The organism is Neobacillus dielmonensis, from assembly GCF_000612665.1.
Lineage (GTDB): Bacteria > Bacillota > Bacilli > Bacillales > Cytobacillaceae > Neobacillus > Neobacillus dielmonensis.
The window spans coordinates 79,574-97,511 of the sequence record NZ_HG942065.1 but is presented as its reverse complement, the minus strand read 5'-3'; the positions used below and the strand labels follow the sequence as shown (position 1 = coordinate 97,511).

Here is a 17,938-nt window from a genome sequence, read left to right as displayed (position 1 = left end):
GAGGTATCAAAATGGAAATTATTTTATACTTAAGTGCAGCCTTAGCAGCCATAGCATTTTTAATACTGGTTATTTATTTAGCCTCCACATTAAAAGCACTGCGGGCTACACTGGATAGTGTGTCAGACACACTAAAAGGCTTGGAAAATCAGTTGGAAGGCGTTACAAGTGAAACAGCTTTACTATTGCAAAAAACAAACGCTCTTGCCGATGACTTGCAGCAAAAATCGGAACGGCTGAATACGGTCGTGGATGCGGTGAAAGATGTTGGTACCACAGTTACTAGGTTTAACGGTACGTTGCAGAACATAACCCAAACGATTGACAAGCAAGTTGAAGCAAACAAAGAAAAAGTTTCGCAAATCGTCCAATGGAGTAATGTATTCCTTGAATTAAAGGATAAATGGCAGGAAAGACGGCAAGCACAAAAAGAACAAACAGTAAAAGAACCGCTGAGAGTACGGTCACATTAATTTAAGATACTTGACTAGTCGATCCTAAGATGAAAGTAAAGACAAAAGATGAATAAAAATAGAGGTGGTTGGATTATGTCTAAACGGGATTATGAATCACGTGATAACAATCAAAATCGTACGGCAGATACTTCAGGCAGCTTTCTTCTAGGTGCTATTATTGGCGGTATCGCTGGGGCAGCTGCCACATTGTTATTAACAACGAAAACAGGAAAAGAAGTTAGAGACTCCATTACAGGACAAGCAGGCAGGGTAATCGAAAAAACAGCTCCATTCTTGGATAATGTGAAATCTAGGACATCTTCATTACCATTGATACAACATTCCGCTGAATTATTAAATAAAGCAACAGGAAATAATGAAGAAATAGAGAATGAGACAGAAATTTCTTATATACCTATTAAAGGGTCTCGGGAAAGCTCAAACGACAAAGAAACAGCAGGCACTAAAATGGATAGTGAGGCAATCAAGAAAAAATTAGAGGAAGCACGGAGAGCGTTCGAAGAAGAGGAAAGCAAAGTAAAATTCTAAAAACCTGTTTGTTTGTATAATCTTTCGGTGAAGTGTTAAAATGACTTCACCGTTTACTATTTTCAGGAGGTATAAAAATGCTAAAAAAAATCGATTCCGTAGATGAATTTAATCAAATCGTAAACAACGAAGCGAAGTTTCTTCTTTTAAAACACAGCTTAACTTGCCCCATCAGCCAGGCGGCCTACAAAGAATATGAAAAGTTTTCTGAAGAAAACTCATCAATCTCCACTTACTATTTAGCTGTACAGGATGCACGCCCATTATCCAATGAGATTGCCGAAAAATATTCGATCAAACATGAATCCCCGCAGACAATCCTTTTTTCTAATGGTGAGGCTTTATGGAATGCCTCGCATTGGAAAATAACCAACCGAGCTCTATCTGCCGCTGTGAAAGAGCAGTAGTTTGCTTTAAAAGTTGAACCTTTTTATCTGCTATTGCATAGATTAATTTAATATACATTTAATAAATGCTTTAGTGCTTAAAAGCGTTTAATTATTAAAGAAAAAAGTGGTGACAAACGATTTCTTTTAGGCTATAATAAAGCCTAATTATTATAAATCTTTTAAAAATTCTATGATTGTATAACAGGAAGTGTTCCTTCACAGGATACCTATACTGATTTACAAGGAAAGGACGGGACTAGGATGGGCAATGATAATTTGGATCAGTTACGTGCTCGGGTCGACGAAGTAAACTTGGAATTGTTGAGGCTTATTAATGAAAGAGCTCAGCTCGTCCAAGAGATTGGACGGGTAAAAGAAACTCAGGGGGTATACCGTTTCGATCCGGTCCGTGAAAGAATGATGCTAGATAAAATCAAGGAACATAATGATGGTCCATTTGATAACAGCGTCATCGACCATCTGTTTAAGGAAATTTTCAAAGCAGGTCTTGACTTGCAAAAGGATGACCACAAAAAAGCACTTTTGGTCTCAAGAAAGAAAAAACCAGAGGATACCATTGTTACATTAAAAGGCGAGAATATTGGCGATGGCAAGCCTCATTTCGTTTTCGGTCCATGTTCAGTAGAGTCCTACGAGCAAGTGGCTACTGTGGCTAAGGCGATGAAGGAGAAAGGTTTAAAATTATTGCGTGGTGGAGCCTATAAACCAAGGACTTCTCCCTATGATTTCCAAGGTTTAGGGGTTGAAGGGCTAAAAATTTTAAAGCGAGTGGCTGATGAATATGATATGGCGGTTATCAGTGAAATCGTTAACCCAGCCGATATCGAAATGGCATGTGATTACATTGATGTCATCCAAATTGGTGCACGTAATATGCAAAATTTCGAATTACTCAAAGCTGCAGGTGCGGTGAATAAACCAGTATTATTGAAGCGTGGCCTTTCTGCAACCATCGAAGAGTTCATCAATGCAGCCGAATATATTATGTCGCAGGGAAATGGTCAAATTATCCTTTGTGAGCGCGGTATTCGCACCTATGAAAAAGCAACTAGAAATACGCTTGATATTTCCGCAGTGCCTATTTTGAAAATGGAGACTCACCTTCCTGTTATGGTCGATGTCACCCATTCTACTGGCCGCAGAGATTTATTGCTGCCAACAGCAAAAGCAGCAATCGCAATCGGCGCAGACGGAGTTATGGCCGAGGTTCACCCAGACCCAGCTGTTGCCTTATCCGATGCTCAGCAGCAAATGGATTTAGGTCAATTTGACGAGTTCTACAATGAACTCCTTGCATCAAATTTTGTTAGGGTTTAATAAATCGCGGAGTTGAGACCTTCTGCATGTTTTATGCAGGAGGTTTTTTGTGTTATAGTTTAATGCAAACTAGGTAAATCAGCAATTACAGGCATTATGTAAAAAAATAGGTTTAAATAATTGCGGCTTTCGACTTATTATCGTATCATTAAATACATACTTTAGATTGTTTACTTTATCACAAAAAGAAAAAGCGGAAATAATATGATTATATTTTTATTTACTGCTGTAAAATAAAGAAAACAATGAACGTTTTTAGGAGAGTGTTACAGTGAATAATATTACGATCTATGATGTTGCCCGTGAAGCAAGTGTCTCGATGGCAACAGTTTCCCGCGTAGTAAATGGAAATCCGAATGTAAAACCGGTTACTCGAAAAAAAGTATTAGAAGTTATTGAAAGACTTGGGTATCGCCCGAATGCCGTAGCTAGAGGATTAGCAAGCAAGAAAACGACTACTGTTGGTGTAATCATTCCTGATATATCCAATATTCTTTTTGCAGAATTGGCTCGCGGAATTGAAGATATAGCTACCATGTATAAGTACAATATCATCCTAAGTAACTCTGACCAAAATAAAGATAAAGAATTACACCTGCTCAATACCATGTTAGGCAAGCAGGTTGATGGACTTGTTTTTATGAGCGGTCATATTACTCCGGAACATGTTGAAGAATTCGAAAAATCTCCGGTGCCAATCGTGCTTGCTGGCTCCATGGAGGAATCCGAAAAAATTCCTTCTGTCAATATCGATTATGAACAGGCTGCATACGATTCTGTTAAGGAGTTTATTGATAAGGGGCATAAACATATTGCGATTGTGATGGGCCCAGTTTACGAACCTGATATTTCAAATAAAAAGTTAGATGGTTATAAACGTGCATTAGAAGAAGCTGGGGTTCCATTTAACGAGGAGCTTGTAGTTGAAGGGGATTATACTTACGACTCCGGAATTGAGGCATTTGATAAGTTATTAGAAGCTGAGCATAAACCAACGGCGATTTTTGTTGGCGCCGATGAGATGGCACTTGGGGTCATTCACGGGGCTCAAGACAAGGGGTACAGTATCCCAGATGATTTTGAAGTCATTACTTCCGATAACACAAGGCTTACACTTATGGTCCGTCCGCAGCTGACAACGGTTGTTCAGCCTTTGTATGATATTGGTGCCGTTTCAATGCGGTTGTTAACTAAGCTGATGAATAAAGAAAAAGTCGATGAAAGCATCGTGGTCCTACCTCACCGGGTGGAACATCGCCAGTCGACTAAGTAATTGATAATCATATAGTCAGGCCGCCAGTTTAGATTGGCGGCCTAATATTATGGACAACATTGCTTTAGAAGCTCTCTGTCGTTTTTGTCTCACTTTTTTGTCGGCTGCGAATCGGGTAGAGTGCTTTTTCTAGGGTAATCAGATTCTTTTCCGTTATTTCTGCTTTTCTTGGTATTATAGGATAGATGTCTTCTGGGTCATCCCACTCCTGGGGTAATTTCACTGGTGCTTGTGGCTGCCAATGAGCAACCCAGTCAGCGGGAAAACTGCTGAGCAAATGAGAATTTTCAGTCATCTCAAGCCAGATCATCGCCCACGCTCTAGGGACAACTCGCCAAATATCATACCCGCCTCCGCCAACTGCAATCCATTTTCCCCCACAATAACGGTGGGCAATTTCATGGGCAAGTCTCGGGATTTCACGATATATTTTCATTGTTGCTGACAAATGAGTCAAAGGGTCATAATAATGCGAATCTGCTCCGTTCTGGGTCAGAATGATATCCGGTTTGAAGAACTCAGCAATCTCTCTAAAAGCTTGTGTATAGGTATCTAACCATGATTCGTCCTCTGTGAAAGCATCAACGGGGATATTAAAAGAAAATCCGTAACCTGCACCCTGTCCCCGCTCATTTACGTTTCCAGTGCCTGGAAACAAGTACCGTCCGGTTTCGTGAATCGATAACGTACAAACATTAGGATCATCATAAAATGCCCATTGGACTCCATCACCGTGATGAGCGTCCGTGTCTATATATAAAACACGGGCATTATATTTTTTCTGGATGTATTTAATCGCAACCGCACTGTCATTATAAACACAGAATCCAGATGCTTTCCCGCGGAAGCCATGATGGAGTCCACCCCCAAGATTAACAGCATGGAGGACTCGGCCAGACATCACTTCATCTACCGCTGTAAGCGTACCCCCCACGAGCAGGGAACTGGCTTCATGCATGTTTGTAAATATAGGTGTGTCTTCTGTTCCTAATCCGTAGTTTTCTGCTACCTCATTAGCAAGTAAGCCTGATCCCGCCTTTTTCACTGCTTCTATGTAACTGGGGTCATGAATTAAAGAGAGTTCTTCTTCTGTTGCTATTCGTGGCGGGACTATTTGTTTTGGGTCGAGTGCATGCAGGCGTTCCAATAAGTCTACTGTCAATTTGAGCCGGAATTGATTAAACGGGTGATGGCTTGAGAATTTGTAATTTAGCTGTTCTTCTGAATAAACGAAGGCACACTGGTCTTTCATAAGGAGATCCCCGGAAGATTTGGCCATAGCACCTGATGCCCCGCTTTTTTTAGATCCTCAATTAAACCCGTTGGATTCATCATCTGCACCCGAATAACCAGTATTTTGTAATGCTCATCCAATTTATCTGGGTAAACTAGAACACTTAAAATATTTGCGTTGCGATTGCGGATAATTCCAGCCACATCGCAAAGGACGCCTGTAATATTCGGAACTTTTATCTCGATTTGTGAACCAGGTTGATGCGCACCCGTTAACTCGACCATGGTCCGAAGTAAATCCGTTTCTGTTAAGATACCAACCAATTTTTTGTCTTTAATAATCGGGATACAGCTAATTTTATGTTCATAAAACACGGCTGCTACTTCCTCTACAAAATCAAGCGGATGGCCAGTAATTACATTCTTCTCCATAATCAGTTCCAAAGGCTTTTTTAGATCCTCCGGGTTTTCATTAGTCCGAAAAGTCGAAGGGATAATCTCTTTTAATTTTGATATTGTCACCAAACCGGCCAAATGATCCTCGTCATTAACAATGGGGATATGACGGATATTATTAACCTCCATTACTTGGATTGCATCAGCTACCGAGTCAGTAGGATGTAAAGTTACCACGTTGGTTTTCATAATTTCTTCTACAATCATTGAAATTCCTCCGTTCAAAATGAGTAACTCAAACAACGGTGCCCGAAGCAAACGGTTGAAGGTCTTTTTAGGTGTATTTCTTGCGCTCTAGTTTCTCGTCGTTTCAGCGGCTTCCGTTTTTCCTAATACATAAATCGGTTCATAAATCGGAGTCGGTCAAATCGTTGAATGGAATCTGAATCGACACGTTTCCCGATTCGGGCCATTAAGCAGTTAGCTGGGTGAGAGCAGATTTCTGGGTCATCAGTGGCATACCATTGAAGGCCGCCGGCACTCATCATTTTCTCCATAATTTTCCGATACTCCCAGACATTTAAGTTGGTTCCTTTTAAATCCCAGTGCCAATAATATTCTGTGGTGATAATGATATAATCTTCCATCGCATCATCCAACATGGAGACAATTAATAGATTCTTTCCCACTGCACAACCTCGAAACTGGGGGATGACTTCAATTGCTCCTAATTCTATTAAATTCTCAATTTTACCTTCAGACCAGCGTTCTAGTGGATCCGGGTATAGGTATGTGACATAGCCTACCACTGTATTTTCATGGCGGGCAATAATAATTCTTCCTTCCTCTAAATCCGCAATCCCAACTAACGCTTTATGCTGCTGTTCAGCAGGTCGGAAGGCCAAAAGGTCATGATGAAATTCTAGGCTTGCAAGTTGATCAGCTGTGATAGGGCCTTCAATAATCAGCGTCCCGTGGGGGGTGCTTAATTCTTTGGTATAATAGGTTTTTTTATGTTCCATTAGGTCACCGCCTGGAATATTGAATAGATTACTTTTATTATACATAATTTTTTAATCATGAAAGTGTTTTCACTAAATTTTCTGTATTATTTATAGTATAAAAGATTCATATGTTCAAAAAAATATTTTTTTAAAATTGTGAATAGTCACTTCTTGTAATATAATAATCTCAAAAGCGACAAAGGGGGAGTTTGTGATGAAATTGGAAGCGTTACCAGTTGTACCAGGGGACCACAATTTACAAAACTACGAAGAAATGTATCAAAACTTCAATTGGAGTGAAACGGAAAAAGAATTCTCCTGGAAAGAATCAGGTCTTGTTAACATGGCGTATGAAGCAATAGACCGTCATGTGGACACGTTTAGGAAAAATAAGGTGGCCCTTTATTATAAGGACGCATCAAGAAATGAAAAATATACTTTTAAGGAAATGAAAGAGCTGAGCAACAAAGCCGGGAATGTATTTAAGCAATACGGCGGTGTTGTAAAGGGTGACCGCGTGTTTATTTTTATGCCGCGTTCTCCTGAACTTTACTTTTCGGTATTGGGTGCCATTAAACTTGGTGCAATTGTTGGCCCATTATTTGAAGCATTCATGGAAGGGGCTGTACGGGATCGTCTACAGGACAGCGAAGCAAAAGTCCTCGTTACAACGCCAGAATTGCTTGACCGGGTACCAGTTCAGGATTTACCGGCATTAAAGCATATTTTTGTTGTCGGCAACAATGTGAAGGAAGACGAGCTATGCATTGATTTTTTACAAAAGTTTGAAACAGCTAGCAAAGACCTCGCAATCGAATGGGTGGATAGAACGGATGGACTGATCCTTCATTACACATCAGGATCCACAGGCAAGCCCAAAGGCGTTTTGCATGTACATAATGCCATGATTCAACATTACCAAACGGCAAGATGGGTGCTCGACTTAAAAGAGGAAGATGTCTACTGGTGTACTGCTGACCCAGGCTGGGTAACAGGGACCTCCTACGGTATTTTTGGACCGTGGTTAACAGGAACTTCCAACGTTATTGTCGGCGGACGATTCAGCCCTGATGATTGGTATAAAACCATCCAAGATTTTGGTGTCACTGTTTGGTATAGTGCACCAACCGCATTCCGGATGTTGATGGGTGCAGGTGATGAACTGGTGAAGAAATTTAATTTGAACAGTCTTCGACATGTTGCTAGTGTAGGAGAGCCATTAAACCCTGAAGTTGTAAAATGGGGAGCTAAGGTGTTTAACCGCAGAATTCATGATGGCTGGTGGATGACGGAAACAGGGGCACAGTTGATCTGCAACTATCCTTGCATGCCGATTAAGCCTGGTTCAATGGGTAAACCAATCCCTGGGGTACAAGCAGCGATTGTGGATGACCAAGGAAATGAATTACCTCCATATCGGATGGGAAACCTGGCAATTAAAAAAGGCTGGCCTTCCATGATGCATACAATTTGGAACAATCCTCAGAAATACGAATCCTATTTTATGCCAGGGGGCTGGTACGTGTCTGGAGACTCTGCCTACATGGATGAAGATGGCTACTTCTGGTTCCAGGGCCGGGTTGACGATGTCATTATGACCTCTGGCGAGCGTGTTGGACCATTCGAGGTAGAAAGCAAGCTGGTGGAACATCCTGCGGTTGCTGAGGCAGGGGTTATTGGCAAACCGGATCCTGTCCGTGGAGAAATCATTAAAGCGTTCATTGCTTTAAGGGATGGGTATCAGCCATCAGATGAATTGAAAGAGGAAATTAGACAATTTGTCAAAAAAGGCCTCGCTGCACACGCAGCACCAAGGGAAATTGATTTCCGAGACAAACTGCCTAAAACAAGAAGTGGTAAAATCATGAGACGTGTATTAAAAGCATGGGAATTAGACCTGCCAACAGGCGACCTATCAACAATGGAAGATTAATAAATACAAAACCCCGGACCGTTTTCACGGTCCGGGGTTTTGTATTATTGTGGTACAACCTCTTGAGGGAGGCCTTGTTTAGCGTCACCGATTTCAACGAAATTAGAAGGTGCCGATTCTTTGCCGGCAATATCCACGGCGGTTACATAATAAAATCCAGGACTTGCTGTATACGATAACTTTCCATCGCTTTTTATGCTGGCTACCTTAGAGGCTGAAAACCCTCCTTGATATACCCGATAACCGACTACATCATTATCAGAAGGGGCCGACCAGGAAATGGTAGTACCTGATGCAGTTAGGCTGACACTGTCAGGCTTCTTTCCATTATCCGACATTTTCGCATCCGCGACTAGAACATTTGCCCATCGCTCACGGTTTGGTATGAGCTGTTTGGTATCTTTGAAATTTCCTCCTGTCATTCTGGTGACGAAATCAGGATTTAAGATGACCCCGGTTTGCGAAAATTCGTTTGGAGTTGAATCTAAGGCTAAATATTTTTTTCCGTTGGCGGTTACATATTTTCCTGCAATCAAACTGTCGTCCGTTTTGGTTGGGACATTTTCTGCATTAAAGTAATCTGATTCTACTAATCCGGCTTTTGAACAAGCCTCTGACGGAAGTAAACCGGAAACGGCACAGAAACTGCGTTTAACGATTCCATCAGGCATCGAAAATTTCTCTTGTGGTGCGACTAGTTCAGGCCGCTTTTCGTATGCTGCATTGATTAGCTGCGCCCAAAGGGTGTTAGTCCGCTGGCTATAAGACATGCCGCTAGTCTTTAATGATTTAGGAGTATCATAGCCGGTCCAAATTCCAAATGTGACATTAGGGTTTGTTGCCACTAACCATGAATCCCAGTAATCAAAGCCTGTTCCCGTTTTCCCTGCCCAATCGGCATTAAACTTAAGCTGGCTTTTAACACCGGCTGCTGTTCCCATATTGATGACATCTCTCATCATATCGAGTGTTAACCAAGCGGTTTGTGGCTTGAAGACATCTACCGGTTTCACCTCATGTTGGTAAACGGCTTTTCCATCTTTATCAACAATTTTGTCAATTAAATAAGCATCAATAAATTTTCCGCCATTGGCAAATGTGCTGAAGGCATTGGTGTTCTCTTCGATGGTCACCCCATTTGTCAACGAGCCAATCGCAGTAGAAGCGTGTTCATAATCATCTTTTGTCAAAGAGCTGAATCCCATTTTTTCAAGGTACTTCGCAGGTTTCTGATCTAGTATTTCCGTATATAGTTTAACTGCCGGTACGTTATAAGATTTGGCTAAAGCGTACCTGGCTGACACAATGCCGCTGTATTTCAAATCATAATTATGCGGCCAAGGTGAGTTTTTAGATGGGTCTAGTTTTAAGGCTACGTCAGGCAGTGGCATCCCGGGAGAAGCTTTTCCCAACTCGATTGCCGGTGCATAGACAAGCAGTGGCTTCATGGTAGAACCATTCTGTCGAACCGCACTGGTTGCATGATTTAACTGATGGTCACTGTCATAATTTCTTCCGCCGACAAAACTGATAATTTTACCTGTTTTATTCTCAATCAGCATGGCTCCAACTTGGACTTGCTCCATAACGCTTTTGGTTTCTCCCGTTTCAGGGTCTTTCTTTTCTTGAGGCTTGTCCGGGCCGTAATATTTATAATTATCTTTTACGACTTGCATCACATCATAGATATCTTTGTCGATAGTCGTATAAATTTTATAGCCATTTTGTTTTAAGTCATGACTTGCCAAAGTTTTATATTTGTAAGCCAGGTTTTCGTCCTTTGTCAAATCATCCTCAGTAAAGCCGTCCTTTTTGGCTAAAACGGTTGTCAATGCTTCTTTTGCCCGTTTTTCAATTTCAAAGGTTAGCCAAGGATAATCTTCCAGCGGGTTACTAGTACTTGGCGGGATGAAGTCCTTGGTAATATCGTAGCCGGAAGCTTCCGCGTATTCTTTTTGGCTGATATAGCCGCCATCATACATTCGCTTTAAAACGGTCTTCATCCTGGTCATGCCAGGTTCGAGATTATTCTTGACGGTCCCTTGTGCAGTAAACGGGGTATAGCCAAATGGGCTTTGTGGAAGACCAGCAATGAACGCCGCTTCTGGTAACGTCAGTTCATTGGCGGGCTTGCCGAATATTCCTTTTGCGGCAGCTTGGACACCGGCAATGTTTCTCCCAGAAGAATTCCGTCCAAAGGTGGAAACATTTAAGTATGCTTCAAGAATTTCTTTTTTATCAAAAAATTTCTCGAGGCGAAGCGCTAATAAAATTTCATTGGCTTTTCGCTGAAACGATACTTCATTCGTCAAAATTTGGTTCTTGATGAGCTGTTGGGTCAACGTACTGCCGCCTGATTGAACGGAGGAGTTGGTCACCTCTTGAAATAAAGCTCTAAAAACGGCTTTAGGCACAACCCCTTTATGCTGATAAAAATATTCGTCTTCTGTGGCAATTACGGCATTTATCAGATAATCTGAAACTTGGTCCAGTTTTACTTCTTCCCGTTCGAGGTCTGTCCTAAGCTTTCCTAAATAAACGTCATTAGCAAAATATAATTCCGATGTTTCTGAGTAATTATAAATATCTTTTTTCATACTATCATAGGAGCGGACAGGCTCGTCTTTAACAAGAGAAGCAAAGTAACCTGCACCTACACCTGCCGCAAATGATCCTCCCAGTATGAAAATAACTAAAACAAGGAGGAAAAGGTTCCAGACTACCTGGGAGGTAATCCGAACTCCCTTAATGGTTTTTTGATGGGTAATGAAGGTAAGCAGGGATTTTGCTTTTTCTAGCCATGGTTTCAACTTTTCTTTCATAGCATCACCTCTTTTAAAATCACATTACATTATAGCATACCGGGGGTATAAAAACTGACAACCTTCAACATTTTTCTGAAATTTCCATTTCGAGTTTGACAGTGGGATTAATATATGATAAAAATGCTTATAATAGTTTACTAATACACATTGCGTTGATGGGAATCAATGGTAGTTCTTCTATCCCTGTTCTTTAGAGAGACAGCGGCTGGTGCAAGCTGTCACATATAGAAGAATGAATTACATCCTGGAGCTTTCTCTGTGAAAAAATACGAAAGTAGCAGAGAACGGTTTTAACCGTTATTCTTTTTAAGTTGGAGGATAGATATCCTCAAGCTGGGTGGTACCGCGTAAATATTACGTCCCTGCATTTTGCAGGGGCGTTTTTTATTTTAATTGGAGGGATTAAAAGTGGATTTATTGCAGGACTTGGAATGGAGAGGCATTATTTACCAACAGTCTGATGAAGAAGGTTTAAAGGATCTTTTAAATAAAGAAAGTATTTCGCTATACTGTGGAACAGATCCATCTGCTGACAGTCTCCATATTGGCCATTTGGTACCATTTTTAACGTTGAGAAGATTTCAGCAGCATGGACATCGTCCGATTGTATTGGTTGGCGGCGCTACTGGATTAATCGGGGACCCGAGCGGCAAAAGTGAAGAGAGGAAACTGTTGACCGTAGAAACGGTTCAGCAAAATGCGGAAGGGATTAAAAATCAGTTAGAGGCCATTTTCGAGTTTGAAGGAGAAAATGGTGCCATCATGGTCAATAACTATGATTGGACCCATGCGATGGATGTAATTACCTTCCTGCGTGACATTGGCAAGCACATCGGGATTAATTACATGCTCGCAAAGGATACCATTGCGAACCGCCTAGAGACCGGGATTTCATTCACTGAGTTTAGCTATACAATTTTACAGGCAATGGATTTCTTGCATTTGTATGAGAATCATAATTGCCGGATGCAAATCGGCGGCAGTGACCAGTGGGGTAATATTACCTCAGGGTTGGAGTTAATCCGTAAGATTCACCCGGATGAATCCAAGGCTTTCGCCTTAACAATTCCGCTTATTACGAAAGCAGATGGGACTAAGTTTGGTAAGACAGCGGGAGGAGCGGTCTGGTTGGATCCGGACAGAACGACTCCATATGAGTTCTACCAGTTCTGGATTAACACAGCAGATGCCGATGTGGTTAAATACTTAAAACTGTTTACGTTCCTTTCACATGAAGAAATTGAACAATTAGAAGTGTCAGTTCAAGCTGAACCGCATCTTCGTAAAGCGCAAAAGGCATTGGCAGAAGAAATGACCCGTCTTATTCATGGAGAGGAAGCGCTCCAGCAAGCAATTAAAATTTCCGAAGCTTTATTTAGCGGCGATGTAAGAAGCTTAACAGCATCCGAAATTAAGCAAGGCTTTAAGGATGTACCTTCTTTTGACGTGGATAGTGAATTTGACGGCAATCTTGTTGATTTACTAGTATCAGCTAAAATCTCACCTTCTAAGCGCCAAGCTCGTGAGGATATTTCCAACGGAGCAATATCCCTAAATGGCGAAAAATTAACAGACAGCAATTACGTGTTACAGGAATCCGATCGGATTGAAGGTCAATATACGATCATCCGAAGAGGGAAAAAGAAATACACTTTAATCAAATACTAAGAATCAAAGGGACCTGGATTTTGCAGGTCCCTTTTTTGCGCATGCAGGGGGGATTAAAGACAAAAACTTTAAATATCTGGGAAAAATGTCGTTAATAAGGGCTCTTAAGGACAATAGCAGGCAATAAGTCCAATAAAATGTCGTTTATAAGACCTCTTAAAGACAAAATGGTGAAGAAACCCTAATCACATTCAAACCTCAAGGTCGATTCCACGTCCGCTTGTTAAAACCAATCAATGGGTGATTGTGATTAGTGTACTCCTAACATGGTGATCAGTTATGAGTGGATTTTATTAATACCATTTATAGCAGGAATAATTGGTTTATTATTCGGGTTTAATCCAGTTATGCAAATAGCAAAGCTTTTTTTGAAGAAGGATCCCAAATCGTATATCCCAGAGGACTGGGAGCAGCAGCAGTTTAACCAAAAGATTGCGGTGTCTTGTCTTTGTATTGGATTTATGGTTTTGTGCTGGGCTGGAATACGCTCGGTTATGTGTTTTCGGCGCTAGTAGCGATTGCTGCGTTTGTCGCAATCCTGGGATTTTTGCATCGGCTGTTTTTTTGCAGCTCTTTTTTAATGGGGAGGTGATCAGTCCGAGCTATGTTATGAGGACAAGGATCACGAAAATCACAGGAGATTTGTCCTCGTAGAGGGGTTATGAGGACAAGAATCGCAAAAATCACAGGAGGTTTGTCCTCATGGAGGGGTTATGAGGACAAGAATTGCGGAAATCACCAAAGTTTTGTCCACATGAATCTAGAAAAATTACCTTAAGGAATTTATCCCAGCATGATTCTCGAAGAGTTTTATTAAAGAACAGAAAAGTATAACGCCCAGCCCATCTAGTTTTGCGTAACTAGCGGTCTGGCAACTTCGTCATATAGTATAGAGATCAATTAATTTGGGGGTGTAGGAATGAAGTTCTTAATACACACCGTCTTCATCGTTCTCATAGCGCTTGTAACCTTTTTCGGACTAGGACCCGTCTTATTAGCGGACGGCAGTTTACAAGAAAAACTCGTCACAGCCGCAATTGTTGTCATAATCTACATCATGCTGGCATTTTTATATCAAAAAACCATCCATTGGTATAAAAATAAAAAGTAAACACACAAAAAACCCCAACCATTTGGCTGGGGCTTTTCTGTGTGAAGATTAACGAGAGTAGAACTCAACGATAAGAGTTTCGTTAATTTCAGCAGGTAATTCAGAACGCTCAGGTAAGCGAGTGAAAGTACCTTCTAATTTGTCTGCATCAAAAGTTAAGTAATCAGGAACAAAGTTGTTCACTTCGATTGCTTCTTTGACAACATCAAGGTTGCGTGATTTTTCACGAACACCGATAGTTTGACCAGGCAATACACGGTATGATGGGATATCTACGCGAGCGCCATCAACTACGATGTGACCATGGTTTACTAATTGGCGAGCTGCACGGCGAGTGCGAGCAAGACCTAAACGGTATACTAGGTTATCTAAACGTGATTCAAGAAGAATCATGAAGTTTTCACCGTATACGCCAGGCATTTTGCCAGCTTTAACAAATAGGTTGCGGAATTGGCGCTCATTTACACCATACATATGACGAAGCTTTTGCTTCTCTTGTAATTGCAATCCGTATTCAGAAAGCTTTTTGCGTTGGTTTGGACCATGTTGTCCAGGAGCGTAAGGACGCTTTTCTAATTCTTTACCTGTGCCGCTTAGAGAAATTCCAAGACGACGAGATAATTTCCAGCTTGGGCCGGTATAACGAGCCATGAATGACTCCTCCTCTGTGTTTTTATTTTGGTAAAATAAAAACCGCTGCGAAAACATCGATAACCGCCATTTTGTTTTCATGCACCATCGCCCTAGCAGCAGAGGGTTACTCGATGCACCATCATAAAACATTATGAGGAACAAAATGAACCAATTAAAGTCGTTTCCATAGGCTGCAATATTTTACACAAGGAGTATTATATAATTTTTATATACTATGAGTCAAGTATCTTTTAGTTTTAGTTTTCCATTTCCTAGTATGGCCCTTCCGTAAAATCAACGGCAGCTTTCTTAACGCTTAGGTATTGAGCACATATACTATAGGAAAAACGAGACCGTTTACAATCTTAGGAGGCGCAGTGATGAAACAGAAGAAGGCTCGGTTTGATACAGAAGTGATACATGCTGGATATGACGGGAAAAGCCATTTGGGTAGTTTAGTGCCGCCACTTTACCAGTCATCCACTTTTATATTTGACAATGCGGTGCAAGGGGAAAGAAGATTTGCCGGGGAAGAAGCTGGTTACATTTATTCCAGGTTAGGAAATCCAACTGTAAAAATTCTCGAAGACCGGATGGCAGTTTTGGAACATGGTGAAGCCGCCCTGGCGTTCGGATCCGGAATGGCGGCAGTCAGTGCGGTTCTTGTTTCCCTGACAAAAACAGGGGACCATATACTTTGTTCACAAGGTGTATATGGGTGTACATTTGGACTCCTGAAGCTAATGAATGAAAAATATAAGATTGAATACAATTTTTCCAAAATGAATTCAGTAGAAGCGCTAGAAAAGGAAATCAAACCTAACACGGCTTGTATCTACATTGAGACTCCGATTAATCCCACTATGAAGCTGGTCGATTTTGAATTGGTTGTCAAAACCGCTAAAGAAAAGGGAATCCCCGTTGTTGTTGATAACACCTTCTCGTCTCCCTACCTGCAACGTCCAATTGCCCACGGCTGTGATGTCGTAATACACAGTGCAACCAAATACATTTGCGGGCACGGTGATGTCGTTGCCGGACTGGTAATTGGAAAACAAGAATTTTTGAAAAAAGTTGCTAAAACAACCCAAAAAGACATTGGCGGGGTTATCTCTCCATTCGATGCTTGGCTGCTATTAAGAGGACTCAAAACCCTGCCAATCAGGATGGACCGTCACTGTGAAAATGCCTCGCGGATTTTTCAGTTCTTAAAAACCCACCCGAAAATTGATAAGATTTATTATCCAGGTGATCCCGATCATGAGGATTACGAAATTATGAAGAAGCAAATGGAGCAGCCTGGCGGCATGGTTTCGTTTACTATCAAAGGAACAAAAGAAACAGCCCAGCAGTTTATCAACCATTTACAGTTAATTCACATTGCTGTCAGCCTTGGAGACCCAGAAACTTTAATTCAGCATCCGGCCTCGATGACCCATGCTGTAATCCCAGCAGATGAGCGGAGGAAAATGGAGATTGAGGATAATCTTCTCCGCCTCTCAGCAGGCCTTGAGGCATGGGAGGATATTCTGGAGGACCTAGAGCAGGCACTTGAGAAAATATAAAAAACACCCGCCTGCTAGGCTGTTACTTAGCAGGCGGGTGTTTTTATAATTGATTAACTAAGATCGAAACAAATTCTTCAAGTTTCGTTTGATCTAATTCGTCAAATCGGTTTGTTTCCGGTGAATCAATATCAAGAACACCAATCACCCGGCCGTCTTTCATAAGTGGGATGACAATTTCGGATTGAGAGGCAGCATCACAAGCAATATGCCCTGGAAATTGGTTAACATCTTGGACACGAACTGTTTCTTTTTTTGCAGCTGCCGTACCGCATACCCCCTTGCCAAGAGGAATCCGGATGCAAGCAGGAAGACCTTGGAATGGACCTAAGACAAGTTCATCATTCGTATCCATTAAATAAAATCCTACCCAATTAATTCGGTCCAGAAATTGATTCAGCAAGGCAGCAGCATTACTAAGATTAGCAATTTGATTTGGCTCGTCATGAATCAATCCTTGTAGCTGTTTCTTTACTAATTCATAATTATCTTCACGGTTTTCCTGATATTTTTCGACGTTAAACATGAAAATCCACCTATTTCTTCTGTTTTTTATAGTCTATTTTAGCAGAATCTGCGAAAATGAGCACACATTGTCGACTTTTTCATACAGGAATCCTGAGTAGGTATAAAGAACTCTTATGTATGGGAAGAGGGCCGTTCAAAAAGGAGGAAGATGAAAACCGATGAAGAAGGATTCAAAAGAAGCAATTATGCAGGCTGCTATTTTGTTGTTCAATTCAAAAGGATATTCGGGTACTTCAATAAGGGATATTGCTAACGCTGCGAAGGTAAATACAGCTTCAATAGCCTATTATTTTGAAAATAAAGCAGGTTTGTTAGAATACTGCTTCACCTATTTTTTTGAACAATACGTTCGGATCATCGAAGATGCGTATTCCTCCATCGATAAGGGTGCTACAGTCTGTTTAAAGAGGATTGCGGCAGATTTGCTTCATTTTCAATGTAAGAATAATCAACTAGCCACCTTTGTGTATCGGGAAATGTCCATGGACTCGCAAATTTCTAGGGAGATCATGTCCACCTATTCCATAAAAGAAAAATATTACCTTCAGCAAATTTTTGAGCGGGGCTTCGAATGGAAAGAATTCCGCCCACACTCCATCCCATATTTAATCGTTCAAATCAAAGGATTATTAATGATGCCGTTTATGAATACCAATTATATGAGAGAAGTTTTATATGTATTTCCAAGTGAAAGATTCTTCGAACAGAAATACTTAAAGGACATCCTTCTATGGATCGATAGTGTTCTCTGCATGCCAATTGAGATAAAAAAGGAAGCAATAAGCAAATAGTGTTCTAGTTAAATTTCTATGATAAAAGTTCAATAAACAAGTTGCCTTACACAATAGCACTTGCTCAGGACTGAATCGGTCCAGGAAAGTGCTTTTTTATTTGCCAATTTCTAGCTTGTTGGTTCCTAAAACCTCTCTCAAAAATCGCTTAATTTTGCTATTATCCGTATTGTTTATTTTTTTTAGTGGAGTTTTACAAAAAAATTGAAAATAATAGTCAAAAATTGTCGTTATCATGGTATCATTA

General features: G+C 40.9%; 16 protein-coding genes, 1 pseudogene and 1 other annotated feature. Of the genes and pseudogenes, 11 read left to right on the top strand and 6 right to left on the bottom strand.

The window, feature by feature from the left end; translation table 11 throughout:
- Positions 1 to 11 precede the first annotated feature (11 nt).
- The 5 genes from BN2425_RS12390 to ccpA all read left to right on the top strand — a co-directional run bounded on the left by BN2425_RS12390 (position 12) and on the right by ccpA (position 4,004).
- On the top strand, positions 12 to 473 hold the full coding sequence (locus BN2425_RS12390) for a DUF948 domain-containing protein (RefSeq protein ID WP_042459767.1): 462 nt from the start codon (positions 12 to 14) through the stop codon (positions 471 to 473).
- 75 nt (positions 474 to 548) lie between these two features.
- Positions 549 to 1,004 carry a YtxH domain-containing protein gene (locus tag BN2425_RS12385; RefSeq protein WP_042459765.1) on the top strand — a complete coding sequence of 152 codons (456 nt, stop codon included), beginning with the start codon at positions 549 to 551 and terminating at the stop codon, positions 1,002 to 1,004.
- 77 nt (positions 1,005 to 1,081) lie between these two features.
- Positions 1,082 to 1,411 (top strand): bacillithiol system redox-active protein YtxJ, encoded by a 330-nt coding sequence (gene ytxJ / locus BN2425_RS12380; RefSeq protein ID WP_042459763.1) that lies wholly within the window; start codon positions 1,082 to 1,084, stop codon positions 1,409 to 1,411.
- A 243-nt stretch (positions 1,412 to 1,654) separates the two neighbouring features.
- On the top strand, positions 1,655 to 2,731 hold the full coding sequence (locus BN2425_RS12375) for a bifunctional 3-deoxy-7-phosphoheptulonate synthase/chorismate mutase (protein WP_042459761.1): 1,077 nt from the start codon (positions 1,655 to 1,657) through the stop codon (positions 2,729 to 2,731).
- A gap of 271 nt (positions 2,732 to 3,002) precedes the next feature.
- On the top strand, positions 3,003 to 4,004 hold the full coding sequence (ccpA, locus tag BN2425_RS12370) for a catabolite control protein A (protein ID WP_195891933.1): 1,002 nt from the start codon (positions 3,003 to 3,005) through the stop codon (positions 4,002 to 4,004).
- Between the two features lie 64 nt (positions 4,005 to 4,068).
- Here ccpA and BN2425_RS12365 read toward each other — a convergent pair whose 3' ends face one another.
- The 3 genes from BN2425_RS12365 to BN2425_RS12355 all read right to left on the bottom strand — a co-directional run bounded on the left by BN2425_RS12365 (position 4,069) and on the right by BN2425_RS12355 (position 6,655).
- On the bottom strand, positions 4,069 to 5,256 hold the full coding sequence (locus tag BN2425_RS12365) for an acetoin utilization protein AcuC (protein WP_042459759.1): 1,188 nt from the start codon (positions 5,254 to 5,256) through the stop codon (positions 4,069 to 4,071).
- Positions 5,253 to 5,900, bottom strand: coding sequence for an acetoin utilization AcuB family protein (locus BN2425_RS12360; protein ID WP_042459756.1), 648 nt, complete (start codon positions 5,898 to 5,900; stop codon positions 5,253 to 5,255). The genes BN2425_RS12365 and BN2425_RS12360 overlap by 4 nt, the downstream gene beginning before the upstream one ends.
- 122 nt (positions 5,901 to 6,022) lie before the next feature.
- Positions 6,023 to 6,655 carry a GNAT family N-acetyltransferase gene (locus BN2425_RS12355; RefSeq protein ID WP_042459753.1) on the bottom strand — a complete coding sequence of 211 codons (633 nt, stop codon included), beginning with the start codon at positions 6,653 to 6,655 and terminating at the stop codon, positions 6,023 to 6,025.
- A 196-nt stretch (positions 6,656 to 6,851) separates the two neighbouring features.
- On the opposite strand from BN2425_RS12355, the gene acsA reads away from it, so the two are divergent.
- Entirely contained in the window at positions 6,852 to 8,570 is a 1,719-nt protein-coding gene (gene acsA, locus BN2425_RS12350; protein ID WP_042459750.1) for an acetate--CoA ligase, read from the top strand.
- Positions 8,571 to 8,614: 44 nt separating this feature from the next.
- Here acsA and BN2425_RS12345 read toward each other — a convergent pair whose 3' ends face one another.
- The gene (locus BN2425_RS12345) at positions 8,615 to 11,392 is read right to left on the bottom strand and encodes a transglycosylase domain-containing protein (RefSeq protein WP_042459747.1); all 2,778 of its coding nucleotides are present in this window, start codon (positions 11,390 to 11,392) and stop codon (positions 8,615 to 8,617) included.
- 146 nt (positions 11,393 to 11,538) lie between these two features.
- Positions 11,539 to 11,762 (top strand) — a binding site (T-box leader).
- 41 nt (positions 11,763 to 11,803) lie between these two features.
- Between BN2425_RS12345 and tyrS the strand changes: the two genes are divergently transcribed.
- The 3 genes and pseudogenes from tyrS to BN2425_RS12330 all read left to right on the top strand — a co-directional run bounded on the left by tyrS (position 11,804) and on the right by BN2425_RS12330 (position 14,174).
- Positions 11,804 to 13,063: a tyrosine--tRNA ligase gene (gene tyrS / locus BN2425_RS12340; RefSeq protein ID WP_042459744.1), complete on the top strand. Its 1,260-nt coding sequence runs from the start codon at positions 11,804 to 11,806 to the stop codon at positions 13,061 to 13,063.
- A 189-nt stretch (positions 13,064 to 13,252) separates the two neighbouring features.
- Positions 13,253 to 13,644, top strand: a pseudogene (locus BN2425_RS23540) (DUF4395 domain-containing protein).
- 338 nt (positions 13,645 to 13,982) lie between these two features.
- Positions 13,983 to 14,174 (top strand): DUF6954 family protein, encoded by a 192-nt coding sequence (locus BN2425_RS12330; protein WP_042459741.1) that lies wholly within the window; start codon positions 13,983 to 13,985, stop codon positions 14,172 to 14,174.
- A 48-nt stretch (positions 14,175 to 14,222) separates the two neighbouring features.
- On the opposite strand, the gene rpsD is transcribed toward BN2425_RS12330, so the two are convergent.
- Positions 14,223 to 14,825, bottom strand: a complete 603-nt coding sequence (gene rpsD, locus BN2425_RS12325; protein ID WP_042459739.1) for a 30S ribosomal protein S4 — start codon at positions 14,823 to 14,825, stop codon at positions 14,223 to 14,225.
- Between the two features lie 362 nt (positions 14,826 to 15,187).
- Between rpsD and megL the strand changes: the two genes are divergently transcribed.
- Positions 15,188 to 16,372, top strand: a complete 1,185-nt coding sequence (gene megL / locus BN2425_RS12320) for a methionine gamma-lyase (RefSeq protein WP_195891932.1) — start codon at positions 15,188 to 15,190, stop codon at positions 16,370 to 16,372.
- Positions 16,373 to 16,415: 43 nt separating this feature from the next.
- Here the strand turns inward: megL and BN2425_RS12315 are convergent, their stop codons facing one another.
- The gene (locus BN2425_RS12315) at positions 16,416 to 16,898 is read right to left on the bottom strand and encodes a GAF domain-containing protein (RefSeq protein WP_042459734.1); all 483 of its coding nucleotides are present in this window, start codon (positions 16,896 to 16,898) and stop codon (positions 16,416 to 16,418) included.
- Positions 16,899 to 17,058: 160 nt separating this feature from the next.
- Between BN2425_RS12315 and refZ the strand changes: the two genes are divergently transcribed.
- Complete coding sequence (refZ, locus tag BN2425_RS12310) at positions 17,059 to 17,691, top strand: forespore capture DNA-binding protein RefZ (protein ID WP_042459731.1); 633 nt, start codon at positions 17,059 to 17,061, stop codon at positions 17,689 to 17,691.
- Positions 17,692 to 17,938: the final 247 nt, after the last annotated feature.